Genomic DNA, 16,894 nt, shown 5'->3' on the forward strand with positions numbered 1-16,894 from the left:
AGCGAGCATCAGACATACGATCAGCGCAAGCAGTAGTGTTAACAACGTAATGTTTCATCTTGCGCCTCCTAGCTAAAAATTAATCCGTGATTGATGTGGTATAACTCTTTGAGTTACGGCTAAATTGTAAGCAACAGAGGATATTTATCAAACAATTTTTATCCTTTCGATTAAAAACAAACCAATAGGCTAAAATTAGGTTGCATATAGTTTTTTGAATAACATATTCAACTAAGGAATATATAAAATATCGAGTTTTATAAATATCAGGTCGTTGAGTACAAAAAAGGAGCGCATCAGCACTCCCTTTCTCTTAAGCTTGTTATCGATTAAACCGTTTGATCTGAAATCAAATTATGTTTATTCAGCAGTCGATACATGGTTGCACGTGATACACCAAGTTCTTTTGCTGCGTTAGAGACCTGACCAGAGTGCGACTCTAATACCACCAGCAACGCATCTCGCTCACTCTTCTCACGAATAGACTTCAAGCTACGTTTCGAGTCATTTCGTTGAGGAAGATCTAAGTGATGCTCTTCAATCAGTACGCTATCAGACATCAAAACCGCACGTTTCACTTGGTTCATCAGCTCTCGTACGTTACCTGGCCAGAAGTAACGAGTCAGCGATTTCAGAGCGTCTTCAGAGAAGCTCTTGGCTTGCGAGTTGTACTCTTTTGAAAACTCTTGAAGATAGAAACGTGCCAGCATGCCGATGTCGCTTGCTCTTTCTTTTAAGCTCGGTACGTTGATGCGCAGTACATTAATGTAATGGTAAAGCTCTTCGTTAAAGTCACCATCAATCAGCGCTTTTTCAACGTCTGAAGAGTTAGCAGCAAGAACACGAACATTAACGTTCTTCGCACCATCACGAGTTTCGATTGTGCCTTCTTGCAGGAAGCGTAGCAGATTCATCTGCTGTTCTTTTGAAATGGTTAGGATGTCATTGAAAAGAACCGTACCGCCATCCGCTTGCTCAAGCAGGCTTTGGCCCATGTCCTCATCGGCTTGAATACCAAACACTTCCGCTTGGAAACGTTGTTCATTAAGCGCACGACAGTTGATCGACAAGAATGGCTTATGCGAACGTGACGACACTTTGTGAATTGCACGAGCGACAGCCTCTTTTCCCGTACCACTTTCGCCATAGATAAGAATACTCACATCCGTTGGACCGATACGCTTTACTTGGTCACGCAGGCGTTTCATTGGGATAGATTCGCCAATCAGCCCCATATCTAGGCTGTTACCGAAGCTCGGCCATACTTTCTTCTCTAGTTTCAGCATGCCCAATTGGTGACCAATGGTGCTGAGTAGCTGCGCATCTGGGATTGGTGCAGTAAAGAAGTCAATACAGAAGTTCACGATGAACTGACAGATGGTATCAGTTCCGAGTTGAGATTCTCGGATGAACGCTAACCAGCGCACGTGTTTATGAGAACTCACTAAGTTTGCTAAACCATTAAGGCTGAACTCATCATGGCTGAGGTCAACTATACCGATGCATGGTCCAATATCTTCTAACAATGTGTTGGCTTTACGTAAGTCACCCACTTGGTGACACTTCCATCCCACTTGTTCTAGTACTGATAACCAAGGTTCATAAGTACCGCCAACTACGACTAGCGATCCCGGAATGGAATCCATCTTAAACTGCCCAGCCATTCTCTAACCCTTATTGATTGTTGATAGAAATTTCGCTCCACAAACCCATCTTTGCGAACGGGTAACATTATCGAGACTACGACTGACGAAGTCTGTCTCAATATTAAGACTATGCAACAGATTGAGATTTGGCGAATGCTTATTTACCTTTCCTATCCAAACTTAAATGCAAATAGTTGAATTGGTTCAAATTAAAGATACAAAAAAACCACCCGCAGGTGGTTTTTTCATTACTCAGCGAGGAGATTACGCTTGTGGGCGCATCGCTGGGAATAGGATCACGTCACGGATAGTGTGCGTGTTAGTCAGCAGCATAACTAGGCGGTCGATACCGATACCTTGACCTGCTGTTGGCGGTAGGCCGTGCTCTAGAGCAGTGATGTAGTCTGCATCGTAGAACATTGCTTCGTCGTCACCAGACTCTTTCGCTTCAACCTGTGCTTTAAAGCGTGCATCTTGGTCTTCTGCATCGTTAAGCTCTGAGAAGCCGTTTGCTACTTCACGGCCACCGATGAAGAATTCAAAGCGGTCTGTGAAGAACGGGTTGTCATCGCTACGACGAGCCAGTGGAGAGATATCTGCTGGGTAGCCCGTGATGAACGTTGGCTGCATTAGCTTAGGTTCAGCTGTTTCACCAAAGATCTCTTCAAGAAGCTGACCACATGTCCAGAAAGGTTCTACTTCAACGTGAACAGATTTCGCGATAGAAACCATTAGGTCACGGTTTTGAATGTCTTCTTCTGTTAGCGCTTGGATTTGCGCGTGGTCTGGGTTGTAGTGCTTGATAGCTTCGAACATGCTCATACGAGTGTAAGTGCCACCAAACTCAACCGTGTCTTCACCGTAAGGCATTGACGTTGAACCTAGAACTTCTAGAGCAACAGAGCTTAGTAGTTCTTCAGTTAGATCCATCAGATCTTTGTAGTCTGCGTACGCCATGTAGAATTCCATCATTGTGAATTCTGGGTTGTGACGTGGAGAAAGACCTTCGTTACGGAAGTTACGGTTGATTTCGAATACGCGATCGAAACCACCAACAACTAGACGCTTCAGGTATAGCTCTGGCGCGATACGCAGGTACATTGGCATGTCTAGTGCGTTGTGGTGCGTGATGAATGGACGCGCACTCGCACCGCCAGGGATAACGTGCATCATTGGCGTTTCAACTTCCATGAACTGTTTAGAGATCATGAAATTACGGATTGCAGACATTACTTTAGAACGTACTACGAACGCTTGACGAGAATCTTCGTTAACGATTAGGTCAACGTAACGTTGACGGTAACGCATCTCTTGGTCAGTTAGACCGTGGAACTTCTCTGGAAGTGGACGTAGTGCTTTAGTTAGCAACTCGTACTCTTCCATGTTCACGTATAGGTCGCCTTTACCAGACTTGTGAAGTGCACCTTTCACACCGATGATGTCACCGATATCTAGGCCTTGGTATTGGTCTTTCAGTACTTTTTGTACCGCTTTGTCAGCGTAAGCTTGGATACGGCCAGAAGTTTCTTGGATTACCAAGAATGGACCACGTTTAGCCATGATACGGCCAGCGATTGCTACTACGTGGTTAAGCTCTTCTAGCTCTTCCTTCGTCTTTTCACCGAACTCTTTCTGAAGGTCGCCCGCTAGTGCGTCACGACGGAAGTCGTTTGGATGGCCGTTCGCTTTGCAGCTCTTTCGGATTGCATCCAGTTTAGCGCGGCGTTCAGCAATTAGCTTGTTCTCTTCTTGTGCAGAGGCTTCTTGTACAGTTTCGTTTTGAACAGCATCAGTCATTTTCGATGTATCCTGTTTTTTGTCGGTGAAAAGCTTTATAGACCTGATTTCAGGCTAGCTTCAATAAATTTGTCCAGATCGCCATCAAGAACCGCTTGAGTATTGCGGTTTTCAACGCCCGTACGGAGGTCTTTAATGCGTGAGTCATCCAATACGTAAGAACGGATCTGGCTACCCCAGCCAATGTCAGACTTAGCGTCTTCATTAGCTTGTTTTTCCGCGTTTTGCTTTTGCAATTCAAGCTCAAATAGCTTCGCTCGAAGCTGTTTCATTGCCTGATCTTTGTTCTTATGTTGAGAACGGTCGTTCTGACATTGCACTACTGTGTTCGTTGGAACGTGCGTAATACGTACCGCAGATTCAGTGGTGTTAACGTGCTGACCACCAGCACCTGACGCACGGTAAACGTCGATACGTAGGTCAGAAGGGTTAATGTCGATAGCGATGTTTTCATCAATCTCTGGGTAGATAAACGCAGAAGCAAATGACGTGTGACGACGGCCGCCTGAATCGAATGGCGATTTACGTACTAGGCGGTGAACGCCTGTTTCTGTACGTAGCCAACCGTAAGCGTACTCACCAGAAATCTTAACTGTCGCGCCTTTAAGGCCAGCGACTTCACCTTCAGATACTTCGATAACCTCTGCCTTGAAGCCTTTTGCTTCAGCCCAACGCAGGTACATACGTAGCATCATGTTGGTCCAGTCTTGTGCCTCGGTACCACCTGAGCCTGCTTGCAAGTCAATGTAGCAATCAGAGCTGTCGTGGTCGCCAGAGAACATACGACGGAATTCAAGCTGTTCTAGCTTCTGTTCCAACTCAGCAAGTTCTGGTTCGATTTCGTCAAACGTTTCTTGATCTTCTTCTTCAACCGCAAGCTCTAGAAGACCATCAACGTCTTCTACACCTTGTTCTAGTTGAACGATAGTTTCAACAACCGCTTCTAGTGATGCACGCTCTTTGCCCAGTGCTTGCGCACGTTCTGGCTCGTTCCATACATCCGGCTGTTCAAGTTCTGCGTTGACTTCTTCTAGACGCTCTTTCTTAGCGTCATAGTCAAAGATACCCCCTCAGGACATTCGTGCGCTCAGACACGTCCTGCAGACGGTTTTTAATTGGATTGATTTCAAACATGTTGGCTCAACATTTTAGAATAGAATTTAACCGAGAAATTCTACTCAAAAATGTGACGGAGATACAGGAAAATTTCGGCTGGGAATTCAGATTGCAATTAGAGAGAGCACGGTCATGAAATTTTTGCCCCACTTAAAGGCGACCGTACTCTATAAGAAGTGATTTTCTCGGTATTACTTGGCTTCGATGTGATCGATCATTAGCTGTAATGATTGATTACCACGAAATTCATTCACATCCAACTTATACGCGAGACGTACTGTTTTGACCGATGCATCCGGCCAACGACGCAAATCGACGTTAAACGCAATCCCATCAATCATCACATTGGTTGGATGACCTTTGTAAAGCGGTTCTAACATCAGCTTAAGGTGCTTCTCACCCACGAGCTTTTGATGCAGCACTTTAAATTCACCATCAAAGATGGGTTCTGGGAACGCTTGACCAAAAGGGCCACCAGAGCGCAATTGCTCCGCAACGTGCATTGAAAACTCTTCAGGCTTAAGCTCACCATCGGACATGATCACGCCTTTTAGCGCAGCTTCATCCAACTCTTTCTTCACGACGTCATCAAACAAACGACTGAAACGCTCAAAGTCTTGCTCTTTGATGGTTAAACCTGCCGCCATTGCGTGACCACCAAATTTGATGATCAAACCTGGGTTTTGCGTATCGATAAAGTCCAACGCATCACGCATATGCAAGCCAGGAATTGAACGGCAAGAACCTTTGATCGTCCCTTCTCCACCATCAGCAAAAGCAATAACAGGACGGTGGAACTTCTCTTTGATGCGTGAAGCGAGAATGCCTATCACACCTTGGTGCCAATCGCGTTGGAATAAAGCTAAGCCGTAAGGCAGTTCACTGTTTTCACCAAACTGAAGACGCTCACAAAAAGCCATCGCTTCTTGCTTCATGCCTTCCTCAATCTCTTTGCGAGTTTGGTTCAAACCGTCTAGCTCACTCGCCATACGACGAGCTGCATGGATGTTGTTACACATCAGCAGTTCAACACCGAATGACATGTCATCAAGGCGACCTGCGGCGTTAATTCGTGGGCCTAAAGCAAAACCAAAATCTGATGCGACTAAACGACGAGCATCGCGCTTCGCCACTTCGATCAACGCTTGAATCCCCGGACGCGCTTTGCCCGCACGAATTCGCTGCAAGCCTTGGTGTACAAGAATGCGGTTGTTCTCATCGAGTGGAACAACATCGGCGACCGTACCAAGTGCAACAAGGTCAATCAGTTCCATCAATTTAGGCTCTTGCATGCCTTGCTGCGCGAACCAATTCTGTTTGCGCATGTATACACACAGCGCCATCATCAGATAGAAAGCAACGCCAACCCCTGCCAACGCTTTCGATGGGAAAGCACAACTGTCGAGGTTCGGGTTCACCATGGCATCCACATCCGGTAGCACTTGGCCCGGTAAGTGGTGGTCAGTCACCAGTACAGTAATGCCGTTTTCTTTGGCGTAGCGGACACCTTCAATTGACGATACACCGTTGTCTACCGTCATGATCATCTCAGCACCCAGCTCTAATGCTTGATCTACTACTTCCGGGCTAAGGCCGTAGCCATCTTCAAAACGGTTTGGCACTAGGTAATCGACATTATTACTGCCAAGCATACGCAATGCGAGAACAGACAGAGCCGAGCTGGTTGCGCCATCAGCGTCAAAGTCGCCTACGACAATAATACGTTTTTTCTCATCAATCGCTTGGAATAAGAGCTCGACCGCTTTATCAATACCGCCAAGTTGTTGGTAAGAGTGCAAGCCACGCGCAGAGGTCTCTAGCTGTGCTACATCCGTAATACCACGGTTGATGTAAATACGCTTAAGAATGGCGGGAATAGAATCGGGAAGAAGAGAAAGATCCGGTTCGGGACGTCGTTGAATTTCTATCATGTTTGAAAAGAGCCAGCGAATATCACTGGCTCTGCTCCTTAAAGGATTATTGTTGCTCTAAACGTTTTCGCAGATCTGCCGGTGGAAGGTAACCACCTACTAGCTCACCGTTTGGTAGGAAGATCGCTGGTGTACCAGAAATGCCAAGCTCACGACCTAGGTTGTAATGCGCTTGGATTGTCTCTTTACACTGCTTAAGATCTTTCGCTGGATTATCAAACGTACGATCTACTTTTGCGTTGTGCATTGCTGATTTCGGATCTTCTGCACACCAAATTGTCGCCATCTGTTCAGCAACTGGACCTGTTGCACCTTGGCGAGGGTAAGCCATGTAACGAACCGTAATGCCTAAGTCATTGTAACCTTGCATTTGGCTGTGTAGGCGCACACAGTAACCACAAGTGATGTCAGTGAATACCGTCACAACGTATTTCTCGTTGTCCGCTTTGTATTCGATCACGCTGTCGGAGAACTTCGCGATTTTTGCTGCATTCAAAGGTGCTTGACGTTCAGCAATTACGTCTTTGTAACCGCCGTTATCATCGATGGCGTAAAGTGTACCGGCAATAAAATGGTTACCATCGTTTGATGCGAACAGCACACCACCATTGGTTTGAATTTCTAAAAGACCAGCAACGTCTGATGGTTGGATATCAAGAATAGACACACCCAACTTAGAAAACTTCGCTTTTAGCGCTGCTTCATCAAAGTTCTGTTTTGCCGCTGGCGCGACTTGTTGTGCAGGAGTTTCCGTTTTTGCCTGACTTTCTTCAGCACCACAAGCGGCAACGAAAAACGGTAAAGTCAGCAGAGTTAGTCGGCGTAATACGCTCATTAAATTCACCTTAAAATAAAATCCTTTCATCCAATGAGATAATGGATGAACCAAACCATCATTATGCTCTTGGGTGGTGTTGACTGTGGATCTGTTTCAATCGCTCAGTCGCCACGTGAGTATAAATTTGCGTGGTCGATAAGTCACTATGCCCCAACAGCATCTGTACGACCCTGAGATCTGCGCCATAGTTCAATAAGTGCGTTGCAAAAGCATGGCGCAATACGTGCGGTGACAATTGGTCAGTATCAATACCCGCAATCACAGCGTAGTACTTAATACGGTGCCAAAAGGTTTGGCGGGTCATTTGTCTTGCACGTTTGCTTGGGAATACCACGTCCGACGTAGTCTCTCCCAATAGAGCAGACCGACCTTGCTGGATAAAAGTTTCAATCCAGTCGACCGCGTTTTCTCCCATAGGAACCAGGCGTTCTTTACCACCTTTACCGGTCACGCGCACTACCCCTTGGCGTAAACTGACGTTTTCCATTGTCAGACTGACCAACTCTGTCACACGCAAACCCGTAGCATAAAGCAGCTCTAACATGGCTTTATCACGCAGTTCGACCGGATCGTTTGGGTCTGGCGCATCAAGCAGTGCGTCCACTTGTTCTTCACTGATGTCTTTAGGTAGGCGCTGTGGCAACTTTGGGCTTACTAGCAATGCACTCGGATCATCTGCACGTACTTTTTCACGGTGAATGTATTGGAACAAACGGCGAATCGCCGACAGCATGCGCGCGCGGGATGTCTGCTTGTAATCTAAATCGACTAGGTAACTTTGGTACTCTTGCAAGCCAGACAGACTGATGAAATCAAGTCGGTAGCTGTGTTGCTCCATCCACGCGAGCAGTTTCATTAAATCATTTCGGTAGGAAGCCAACGTGTTCTCCGATAGACCACGCTCCATCCACATCGCATCTAAGAATTGCTCAACAAGACCAAAATCTTGTTGATTGACAGGCTGTTGTGCCGTCATGAACGCTTCCTTATCTGTTTATATTTACAGTATTGAGAGTAAGGCAAGTGCCCAACCAATACCATAAAAAAATCATCTCCCTCGGGATATTCGCTGCAATCTTCCCCGTTTTATGGTTAGAATCTGCCACAACAGCAACACAAAAAACGACGAATATAATGAAAATCGGACTCTTTTACGGCTCAACAACCTGCTACACAGAAATGGCAGCAGAGAAAATTCGCAATATCATTGGTGAAGACCTTGTCGACATTCACAACGTGAAAGAGACACCGCTGTCACTGATGGCAGACTACGATTTACTGCTGATTGGTATCTCAACTTGGGACTTCGGTGAAATCCAAGAAGACTGGAGTGCCATTTGGGAAAACATTGCAACTACGCCACTAAAAGGCAAAGTGGTTGCCCTGTTTGGCTTGGGTGACCAAGAAGGCTACGGCGAATGGTACCTTGATGCGATGGGTCTACTGCATGACGAGCTAAAAGCAACAGGCGCGCAATTTATCGGTTACTGGCCAAATGAAGGTTATGAGTTCGAAGCATCGAAAGCACTGACTGAAGATGGCAGCCAATTTGTCGGCTTAGCGCTGGATGAAGATTCCCAATACGAACTGAGTGACGAACGCATCGAGAAATGGTGTGAGCAAGTGTTGGTTGAGTTTCACGACACGCTATAAGTCGGTATCAACTTACTGAACGACAGACAAACAAAAAGCCCGGTGAATCGCTTCACCGGGCTTTTTTAATCTTGCGAGTCAGCAATTATGCCGCTTCTTCTGTCAACTCAGGTTGAGAAGATTTAGCAACAAAGAACATGCAAACAATCGCTGCAAACGTTGGTAGAACCCAACCCATGCCCACTTCGAACAGTGGCAGCATGTTAAATGCTGAAACGTCTAGACCTGCTACTTTCGCTGCATCAATCAATGCAAACAGCAGTGATACTAGCAATACAGAGCGGTACGCTACACGCGGGTTTGGTAGCTTGCTGCGTACGAATGTTAGCGCAACCAAGGCTACTGCAACTGGGTACAACGCAAACAGTACAGGAACTGATAGTGAAATTAGCTGAGACAGACCTACGTTTGCAATCAGTGCACAAGCAGCACCGTTGATGATAACCCACTGCTTGTATGTCAGTTTCGTCTTAGAGCTGAAGAAATCTGAACATGCAGAGATAAGGCCGATAGCCGTCGTCAAACATGCAAGCAATACGATGATTGAAAGTACGATCTGACCGTAAGGGCCAAATAGCGCTTGAACGTACTGGCTTAGTACTGCACCACCGTTGTCTGCACCAGCTGCGATAGTTGCACTCGTCGCACCTAGGTAGAACAATGAGATGTAAACGAACGCAAGACCTGCCGCTGCAATACAACCTGCGCAGATTAGGTATTTTGTCGTTGCTGCACGCTCAGTGATGCCTTTGCTACGAAGTGCGTCTACCATTAGCATACCAAACATCAACGATGCGAACGTATCCATGGTGTTGTAGCCTTCAAGGAAACCTTTGGTCAGCGGCTGAGTTAGGTACTCACCGTGTGCTCCCATCATTTCGCCTTGCGGGTCAACGAATACCGCAATCGCTAGAACGATAAGGCCAAGGAAAAGCACAGGCGTTAGCACTTTACCAATCAAGTCAATCAAACGACCTTGGAACCAAGCGAAAGTCATTGCTACCGCGAAGAACAAGATTGAGAATGACGTCAGATGCGCTTGAGAGGCATCTAGGAAGAATGGTTTCACTGCCATCTCGTAAGCCACAAGGCCAGTACGAGGCGCAGCAAATGCAGGACCGATGATGATGAAGATCAACGCCGCCATCAGAACCGCTGCTTTCTTAGGAAGATCTTGAGTCAAGTGATCCCAAGATCCGCCCGCTACAGCAATAGCAACGATAGTAATAAGAGGTAGACCTACCGCTGTTAGCAAGAAACCGAACATTGCTGGCATCAGATGATCACCCGCTAGCTGACCAGCTAGTGGTGGAAAAATGATGTTGCCGGCACCCAAAAAGAACGCAAATAGCATAAAGCCTACTGCGATAATATCTGTTAGTTTTAACGTCTGCTTCACAGATAACCCTTTTTCTGAATTGATGAATGTTGTGTATGCATCGACCACTTTTTGTATACCCAAAGTTAATGAGTACCTGTGGTTCAATCTATAAATTTCCGCCGCATAATGACGAAGTAACCATCATTTGGCAACCTTTAAGAAAAAAACACCATATTAATTTAGTTCACCAACTTAAAAGCAGTGGAAATCACTACCTTGAGTTTTATGACTAGTTCTTTGTCTCGATCAATTGAGAATACAATTTAATAACCAACAAGATAACAATCTATACAATTAAGAAACAATAGAGCATTTATCTCCATTATTGAGTAAATATAAAACAATCATGAAGAGCGAAAGATTTCAGACTAAGGGCTTCAAGTTCAAGCAATTTTCCATTCACGGTGGCGAGAGCGGCATGCCCGTCAGTACCGATGGCGTGATGCTCGGCGCTTGGGCAAATTGCTCACCACAGAGTAAAATTTTGGACATTGGCACTGGCACTGGGTTGCTGGCATTAATGTGCGCTCAGCGGTTTCCCAACGCACAGATCACTGCCCTTGATATTGAAATCTCGGCGGTCGAGGCAGCACAGAAAAACTTCGCCGAATCTCCGTGGTCAGACAGACTCTGCGTTCGCCACACCGATGTATTGCAGTTTGAATCGGAGCAGCGCTTTGAACACCTCATCTGCAACCCGCCCTACTTCAACAGTGGCGAGCAATCGAAGCAAAGCCAACGAGCAACAGCAAGACACACAGATACCTTGCAACACGCCGCATTACTCAAACGTTGTTATGAGTTACTTGAACAAGATGGTAGCGCCAGTTTTGTTCTGCCAATTACCGAGGGCGAACAGTTTATTGCCATGGCGCAGCAACAAGGGTGGTACTTATCGCGTATCTGTCGCGTGCAACCATCACAGAAAAAGCCCGTACACCGTTTACTGTTTGAATTAGCCAAACAAGCTTGTGATACTCAGGAAACGCATTTGATCATCCATTCAAGCGAGGGTTATAGCGACGACTTTACTCAGCTAACTCGCGAGTTTTATCTTAAGATGTGAAATAACATGTGATCCTTGTCACCAATCACTTTATAATGTGCGACCTTTTTATATTCTATGCTGCTGTGGCGAACCATTAACCAAGCTTTGCTTGTGGAGAACTCATTGTGATCAGAACCTTTGCTGAACTTGATCTAGACCAAAACCTACTAGAAGCCATCGAAGAGATGGGCTACGAACGCCCAACTAAAATTCAGGCAGAAGCGATTCCACAAGCGTTAGATGGTCGTGACATTCTAGCGTCAGCACCAACTGGTACTGGTAAAACGGCAGCGTTCGTCCTGCCAGCACTGCAATACCTGCAAGATTTCCCACGTCGTAAACCTGGGCCTGCACGTATTCTGATCCTAACGCCAACTCGTGAACTTGCGATGCAGGTAGCGGATCAAGCTCGCGCTCTGGCGAAAAATACCAAGCTAAACATCTTCACCATCACTGGTGGCGTTCAATACCAAGAGCACGCAGACATCCTAGCAACCACACAAGATATCGTGGTCGCAACACCAGGTCGTCTACGTGAATACATTGATGCAGAGCGTTTTGACTGTCGTGCGATTGAATGGCTAATCCTTGATGAAGCTGACCGCATGCTAGACATGGGCTTTGCGCCAACCGTTGACCGTCTGTCTAACGAATGTCGCTGGCGTAAACAAACCCTTCTGTTCTCAGCAACACTAGAAGGTAAAGGCGTAGAAGGTTTCACAGCAGACCTACTGAACGAACCAGCAGAGATCGACGCGAAATCACCACTGCGTGAGCGTAAGAAGATTGCACAGTGGTACCACCGTGCTGATGACGCTGAGCATAAACTTGCCCTGCTAAAACACATCATCACAGAGCAAGCAGAACGCACTATCGTGTTCTTGAAGACTCGTGAGCGTTTAGCAGAGCTTCGTGCTCAACTAGAAAGCGCACAGATTCCATGTTCTTGGATTCAAGGTGAAATGCCTCAAGATCGCCGTAACAACGCCATTGCTCGTTTCCGTGAAGGCACTGTAAACGTGCTACTAGCGACTGACGTAGCGGCGCGTGGTATCGACCTTCCAGACGTATCACACGTAATCAACTACGATATGCCACGCACGGCAGACGTGTACCTTCACCGTATTGGCCGTACGGCTCGTGCAGGTAAGAAAGGTAACGCTATCTCAATCGTAGAAGCGCACGACCAACCAATGATGGATCGCGTTGCACGTTACGTAAAAGAAGACATCAAAGAGCGTTTCGTGAAAGAGATGCGTCCTAAACACAAGAAACCAGTGTTTAAGAAGAAAAAGAAAAAAGACGACAAGAAGAAAGTAGCGAAAAAGAAAACCGCTAAGAAGAAGTAATCACGTCTGATTGATTCCAAATCTAAAAGAGCCGCAATCGCGGCTCTTTTTGTTTTTCATCTATAACTGATGAGCTGGAAGAGTTTTGTCTTCATAGGCATCCGCGAAGCCATGGTTACGGTCACGGTGTCCCGCTTCATCTTCTCGAATCCGCAAAATCACATCTCTTAGCATCGCATCGGCAGGCAGCTTGTAGTAATCGATAGCCAGAGTCGGAGCTGGTACGTTCTCCACTTCCCCGCTATCAATTTTCTCTAGGTACTCAGTGTAGCTATTACACGCTTCTTCTTCGAAGTACCCCACAACACGGTGCGCGATTTTAGAAGACAGCAGATAGATGAAGCTGTACACGACAATGAAAACACCTTGCCCCAACAACACCAATAAACGCTCAACCAAACTCGGCTTGGCAATGTCGAGGAAAATCATCAGGTGCATACGCTCGTTTTCGGCCTCATCGAGGAGCTCTCGGATCCAACCTTCATCGTCTTTCATTCGACGCAGCGCTTTAAGGTGATTGAACATCCCAGCCACCATCCCCGGCACAGCAGCTATGGTTTCGAGAATCACAGCGCGCTTCGCGTATTTCTTGCCATAAAAGATGTTCAGAGTGAATTTAAGCAACTTGGTAATACGCAGTGCAATGTACTCCGATAACTTAGAGGCTTTTTTGTGTGTGAGCTTGAAGTCTGACATAGGAGAACTCCTTTACGTTTAAAGTTGCATTTAAAATACAACTTTAAACGTTGTTACTCAACTATTTTTTAAGATATAAACTTTTTATGTAATAACTTCGATTAAGATCAGATCGAATAGGCATAAAAAAAGCCGGATAACTATCCGGCTTTTTGGCGTACTTTATTTCGCTGAGTCATCCACTCGCGATGGACTTACTTCAATCAGTTTTGCTCTTCTCGTTTGAACACCAAGTCAGTTGGTGTCGACTCTTCTTCAACGAAGTAGTAACCCGCAACATCAAACTTAGTGAGGTCAGCAACGCTTTCGATACGGTTTTCGATGATGTAGCGAGCCATCATGCCGCGCGCTTTCTTCGCGTAGAAGCTGATCACCTTGTATTGACCATTCTTACAATCTTTAAAGATTGGCGTGATCACTTGTGCATCCAAGTTCTTTGGCTTCACCGCTTTGAAGTATTCGTTCGATGCTAGGTTGATCAGTACGTTGTCGCCTTGCGCAGCAATCGCTTCATTCAACTTATCGGTAATGACATTGCCCCAGAACTGGTAAAGGTTAGTGCCCTTGTCGTTTGCTAGCTTAGTGCCCATCTCAAGACGGTATGGCTGCATCAAATCAAGCGGCTTAAGCAGACCGTAAAGGCCAGATAGCATTCGTAGATGATCTTGCGCGTAATCGAAATCGGCATCTGAAAGAGTTTCCGCTTCAAGACCAGTGTACACATCACCTTTAAACGCAAGAATCGCTTGGCGCGCGTTGTCGGTAGTGAAGGTTTCGCTCCACTCTTGGAAACGACCAACGTTCAAATCAGCGATTTTATCGCTCACTTTCATCAGTGATGAAACATCGGCAGGTGTTAATTTACGGCATACCTCGATCAGCTCTTTTGAATAGCTAACCAAGTCTGGTTGAGTAAACTTCTCGGTTGCAAGTGGAGACTCGTAATCAAGCGTTTTAGCTGGAGAAACGACGATAAGCATGACTTTAACTTCCCTAATTTTGTTTTCCATTAGGGTACAAAAAAAGCCATGCATTGTCTGCATGGCTTTTTGAATCGTGTTGATAGCTTTCAACGATGATTGGACATCACTTAGCTATCTTTCTTGTTGTTATCCCATATACCTTCCTCTAGCTGAGATTTCAGCTCAGGGAAGTCATTCGGATCAAACGTTGGTACTTTACCTTCGCTTAGCTGACGGTTGTAGTCTTTCGCCAGTTTAATCACGATGCCAGATAGCAAGATGATCGCCACCAAGTTCACAATCGCCATCAGACCCATAGAGACGTCAGCAAGTGACCAAACCACAGGTAGAGAAGCTAGCGCACCAAACATAACCATACCTAGTACAACGATACGGAAGATACCTAGACCCGCTTTGTGGTTGTGCTCTAGGAAGATTAGGTTTGTTTCAGCGTACGAGTAGTTAGCAATGATTGAGGTGAATGCGAAGAAGAAGATCGCAACCGCAACAAAGATGCCGCCCCAATCACCCACTTGCGAGCTCAATGCACGCTGAGTGAGCTCAATACCCGTAACTTCAGTTGCTTGACCTACGTACTCACCTGACATCAGAATGATAGCAACTGTCGCCGAACAGATAACGATCGTATCCATGAACACGCCTAGCATCTGTACATAACCTTGAGATGCTGGGTGTGGTGGGTAAGGCGTTGCTGATGCTGCCGCGTTTGGCGCAGAACCCATACCCGCTTCGTTCGAGAATAGACCACGTTTGATGCCGTTGATCATCGCTTGTGCGATGGCATAACCAAGACCACCAGCAGCTGCTTCTTGCAGGCCGAATGCGCTCTTGAAGATAAGCATTAGAACGTCTGGTAGCTTCTCTAAGTTAGAAAGCATTACGAACATCGCAAGAACGAGGTAAGCCAGAGCCATTACAGGAACAACCAACTCAGCAACTTTCGCGATACGCTTAATACCACCAAAAATAACGACAGCGGACAAAGCAACAACTGCGATACCTACGTAAAGGTCATCCCAACCAAATGCGTTGCTCATTGCATTCGCGATAGAGTTTGCTTGAACGGCGTTAAATACCAAACCAAAAGCGATGATTAGGAAAATTGAGAACAACACGCCCATCCAGCGCATGCCCAAGCCTTTTTCCATGTAGTAAGCAGGACCACCGCGGTAGTTGCCATCATCATCTTTGGTTTTGTATAGCTGCGCCAGTGTGCTTTCTGCAAACGACGTCGCCATACCAAGCATCGCAATCAACCACATCCAGAAGATTGCACCAGGGCCACCCGCAGTCAGTGCAACTGCAACACCCGCCATGTTACCCGTACCAACACGTGCAGCAAGACTAGTACAAAGCGCTTGGAAAGAAGAGATACCAGCTTTGTCTGCTTTACGGCTGTTCTTTAGAACAGAGAACATGTGGCCGAAATGGCGGAATTGAATGAATCCCAATCGAACGGTGAAGTAGATTCCTACACCAACAAGAAGATAAACAAGAATCGAGCCCCAAAGGAGGTCGTTCATCAAATTGATTAAGTCTGTCATGTGTACCTCAAAGTGAGTTGCGCCAGTCTTTGCTTCCGAGCCATCCACCAGATTGCATGCTAAGTGTCAAAGTCTGCTTAGCTTTTTGAATAATGTTTATTGCGCAATCTAGAATCGTAAACGTCGCTTCATGCATCCATTTTACGTACCAGCGTATTTTTTGACGGGCGGATAATGCAGCCTCGACAAGCAAAAATCAATATGCAACCAGTAAAATAACCTTGTTATTTTTCACTATAAAGTCACCAAAAGTTAACATAAAAGGAAAACTTAACGCTCACAAACAGCAACATCTTGTTTATCAAAACTCAACATAAAAAGCACCAACACCGTTAACGAAATGACATACCATTTATTTTTGATGAGGCTAGTAATCACAAGGTATCTGATAAAAATTTCCTGTGTTGGTTTGTTACCATTGGATACATTTTCATCAAAGCGATGCTATGCAACCTTAGTATTCAAAAATTGAGTAAAATAAGCCGTTCGAATTAACATACCAAATCTCTTCATTTAATCGTTTTCGTGAGATCGTTCGCTTATTTTTTGTGCATTTTCAACGCATGCAAAATGTGATTCTGTAAGTATTTTTGCACGAAAATGTCATGTTACCGACACAAATGCGAAATATATCATGGTTATCCTCACGCCTATTGTGGTACTAAAAAAGCTCCACAAGGACTGGTTACAACAGTTTAGATAGAAAAAGGTAAAGGTGGCTTATGGAAGGCTTTCAACTCGACGACCTGTTTGGTCTGGATACTACCTCAACAAGCAAATCTCGCGCGAAACCAGTGAAGCGTAAGTGGCGAGAAATTGAAGAAATGAACGATAGACGCAACTTGCTCAAGGAGCTGCGTGAACTGGACGTCTGTCACGACATCACTCTGGATGACATCAAACTATAATTTG

14 protein-coding genes are annotated in these 16,894 nt (G+C 45.7%); 4 read left to right on the forward strand and 10 right to left on the reverse strand.

The window, feature by feature from the left end:
- Nucleotides 1-329: 329 nt before the first annotated feature.
- The 6 genes from vpsR to xerD form a co-directional block, all read right to left on the reverse strand.
- Nucleotides 330-1,664, reverse strand: a complete 1,335-nt coding sequence (vpsR, locus tag ACLIIY_RS12625; RefSeq protein ID WP_005434905.1) for a cyclic-di-GMP-binding transcriptional regulator VpsR — start codon at nt 1,662-1,664, stop codon at nt 330-332.
- Nucleotides 1,665-1,910: 246 nt separating this feature from the next.
- Entirely contained in the window at nt 1,911-3,443 is a 1,533-nt protein-coding gene (gene lysS, locus ACLIIY_RS12630) for a lysine--tRNA ligase (RefSeq protein WP_005434906.1), read from the reverse strand.
- A gap of 35 nt (nt 3,444-3,478) precedes the next feature.
- Nucleotides 3,479-4,577, reverse strand: a protein-coding gene (gene prfB / locus ACLIIY_RS12635) for a peptide chain release factor 2 (RefSeq protein ID WP_096030938.1) whose coding sequence is annotated in 2 segments (ribosomal slippage) — nt 3,479-4,501 and nt 4,503-4,577 — 1,098 coding nt in all. Because the reading frame shifts where the segments join, the coding sequence is not laid out codon by codon here.
- A 173-nt stretch (nt 4,578-4,750) separates the two neighbouring features.
- Entirely contained in the window at nt 4,751-6,490 is a 1,740-nt protein-coding gene (gene recJ, locus ACLIIY_RS12640; protein WP_132698645.1) for a single-stranded-DNA-specific exonuclease RecJ, read from the reverse strand.
- Between the two features lie 46 nt (nt 6,491-6,536).
- The gene (gene dsbC, locus ACLIIY_RS12645; RefSeq protein ID WP_434527679.1) at nt 6,537-7,325 is read right to left on the reverse strand and encodes a bifunctional protein-disulfide isomerase/oxidoreductase DsbC; all 789 of its coding nucleotides are present in this window, start codon (nt 7,323-7,325) and stop codon (nt 6,537-6,539) included.
- Nucleotides 7,326-7,386: 61 nt separating this feature from the next.
- Nucleotides 7,387-8,304 (reverse strand): site-specific tyrosine recombinase XerD, encoded by a 918-nt coding sequence (gene xerD, locus ACLIIY_RS12650; RefSeq protein ID WP_005434910.1) that lies wholly within the window; start codon nt 8,302-8,304, stop codon nt 7,387-7,389.
- A 158-nt stretch (nt 8,305-8,462) separates the two neighbouring features.
- Between xerD and fldB the strand changes: the two genes are divergently transcribed.
- The gene (gene fldB / locus ACLIIY_RS12655; RefSeq protein ID WP_033004989.1) at nt 8,463-8,981 is read left to right on the forward strand and encodes a flavodoxin FldB; all 519 of its coding nucleotides are present in this window, start codon (nt 8,463-8,465) and stop codon (nt 8,979-8,981) included.
- A gap of 85 nt (nt 8,982-9,066) precedes the next feature.
- Here the strand turns inward: fldB and brnQ are convergent, their stop codons facing one another.
- Nucleotides 9,067-10,380, reverse strand: coding sequence for a branched-chain amino acid transport system II carrier protein (gene brnQ / locus ACLIIY_RS12660; protein WP_009707702.1), 1,314 nt, complete (start codon nt 10,378-10,380; stop codon nt 9,067-9,069).
- A gap of 328 nt (nt 10,381-10,708) precedes the next feature.
- Here brnQ and ACLIIY_RS12665 point away from each other — a divergent pair, with 328 nt between their 5' ends.
- Entirely contained in the window at nt 10,709-11,428 is a 720-nt protein-coding gene (locus tag ACLIIY_RS12665; RefSeq protein WP_434527680.1) for a tRNA1(Val) (adenine(37)-N6)-methyltransferase, read from the forward strand.
- A gap of 107 nt (nt 11,429-11,535) precedes the next feature.
- Nucleotides 11,536-12,759, forward strand: a complete 1,224-nt coding sequence (srmB, locus tag ACLIIY_RS12670; RefSeq protein ID WP_005434916.1) for an ATP-dependent RNA helicase SrmB — start codon at nt 11,536-11,538, stop codon at nt 12,757-12,759.
- Nucleotides 12,760-12,819: 60 nt separating this feature from the next.
- Here srmB and ACLIIY_RS12675 read toward each other — a convergent pair whose 3' ends face one another.
- The 3 genes from ACLIIY_RS12675 to ACLIIY_RS12685 all read right to left on the reverse strand — a co-directional run bounded on the left by ACLIIY_RS12675 (nt 12,820) and on the right by ACLIIY_RS12685 (nt 15,982).
- Entirely contained in the window at nt 12,820-13,455 is a 636-nt protein-coding gene (locus tag ACLIIY_RS12675; protein WP_005434918.1) for an alternative oxidase, read from the reverse strand.
- 203 nt (nt 13,456-13,658) lie between these two features.
- Nucleotides 13,659-14,435: a peroxide stress protein YaaA gene (gene yaaA, locus ACLIIY_RS12680; protein WP_009707704.1), complete on the reverse strand. Its 777-nt coding sequence runs from the start codon at nt 14,433-14,435 to the stop codon at nt 13,659-13,661.
- A gap of 110 nt (nt 14,436-14,545) precedes the next feature.
- Entirely contained in the window at nt 14,546-15,982 is a 1,437-nt protein-coding gene (locus ACLIIY_RS12685; RefSeq protein WP_009707705.1) for an alanine/glycine:cation symporter family protein, read from the reverse strand.
- A gap of 722 nt (nt 15,983-16,704) precedes the next feature.
- Between ACLIIY_RS12685 and ACLIIY_RS12690 the strand changes: the two genes are divergently transcribed.
- Nucleotides 16,705-16,890, forward strand: coding sequence for a DUF3545 family protein (locus tag ACLIIY_RS12690; protein WP_009707706.1), 186 nt, complete (start codon nt 16,705-16,707; stop codon nt 16,888-16,890).
- Nucleotides 16,891-16,894: the final 4 nt, after the last annotated feature.

Source organism: Vibrio sp. K4 (assembly GCF_051122595.1).
GTDB lineage: Bacteria > Pseudomonadota > Gammaproteobacteria > Enterobacterales > Vibrionaceae > Vibrio > Vibrio owensii.

Excerpts from the sequence above, each read along its gene's own strand:
- vpsR (WP_005434905.1), bottom strand. The coding sequence starts at position 1,664 with ATGGCTGGGCAGTTTAAGATGGATTCCATTCCGGGATCGCTAGTCGTA.
- lysS (WP_005434906.1), bottom strand. The coding sequence starts at position 3,443 with ATGACTGATGCTGTTCAAAACGAAACTGTACAAGAAGCCTCTGCACAA.
- recJ (WP_132698645.1), bottom strand. The coding sequence starts at position 6,490 with ATGATAGAAATTCAACGACGTCCCGAACCGGATCTTTCTCTTCTTCCC.
- dsbC (WP_434527679.1), bottom strand. The coding sequence starts at position 7,325 with ATGAGCGTATTACGCCGACTAACTCTGCTGACTTTACCGTTTTTCGTT.
- xerD (WP_005434910.1), bottom strand. The coding sequence starts at position 8,304 with ATGACGGCACAACAGCCTGTCAATCAACAAGATTTTGGTCTTGTTGAG.
- fldB (WP_033004989.1), top strand. The coding sequence starts at position 8,463 with ATGAAAATCGGACTCTTTTACGGCTCAACAACCTGCTACACAGAAATG.
- ACLIIY_RS12665 (WP_434527680.1), top strand. The coding sequence starts at position 10,709 with ATGAAGAGCGAAAGATTTCAGACTAAGGGCTTCAAGTTCAAGCAATTT.
- ACLIIY_RS12675 (WP_005434918.1), bottom strand. The coding sequence starts at position 13,455 with ATGTCAGACTTCAAGCTCACACACAAAAAAGCCTCTAAGTTATCGGAG.
- yaaA (WP_009707704.1), bottom strand. The coding sequence starts at position 14,435 with ATGCTTATCGTCGTTTCTCCAGCTAAAACGCTTGATTACGAGTCTCCA.
- ACLIIY_RS12685 (WP_009707705.1), bottom strand. The coding sequence starts at position 15,982 with ATGACAGACTTAATCAATTTGATGAACGACCTCCTTTGGGGCTCGATT.
- ACLIIY_RS12690 (WP_009707706.1), top strand. The coding sequence starts at position 16,705 with ATGGAAGGCTTTCAACTCGACGACCTGTTTGGTCTGGATACTACCTCA.